The 398-nt window shown below is 70.4% G+C and carries 1 protein-coding gene; it reads left to right on the top strand.

Going from position 1 to position 398, the window contains the following annotated elements:
- Positions 1–398, top strand: a 398-nt coding sequence (locus tag BZL64_RS33110; RefSeq protein ID WP_425276096.1) for a sodium:solute symporter family transporter, incomplete at both ends; no start/stop codon positions are given.

Raw genomic sequence — 398 nt, 5'->3', positions numbered from 1 at the left:
CGGCCTCGCCATCGCGGGCGACTACATCTCCGCCGCCACCGTCCTGGGCACCGGCGGCGTCATCGCCCTCTACGGCCAGGACGGTGTCATCCTCGCCCTCAGCACCGCCCTGTCCCTGATGCTGCTGATGTTCCTGCTGGCCGAACCCCTGCGCAACGCGGGCCGGTTCACCATGGGCGACGCCCTCGCCCGCCGTATGCCGGGGCGCACGGTACGCATCACGGCGTGCGCGGTGACCATCGCCGCGCTGCTGCCGCTGATGCTGGTCCAGCTCGCCGGCACCGGCCAGCTCATCGCGTTCCTGCTGGGGTTCTCCGGCGACTCGGTGCAGACGGGCTGCATGGTCGGCATGGGCATCCTGATGATCAGCTACGCCACCATCGGCGGCATGAAGGGCA

The organism is Streptomyces bobili, assembly GCF_002154575.1.
Taxonomy (GTDB): domain Bacteria; phylum Actinomycetota; class Actinomycetes; order Streptomycetales; family Streptomycetaceae; genus Streptomyces; species Streptomyces bobili.
This window is presented reverse-complemented; position numbering and strand designations above follow the sequence as displayed.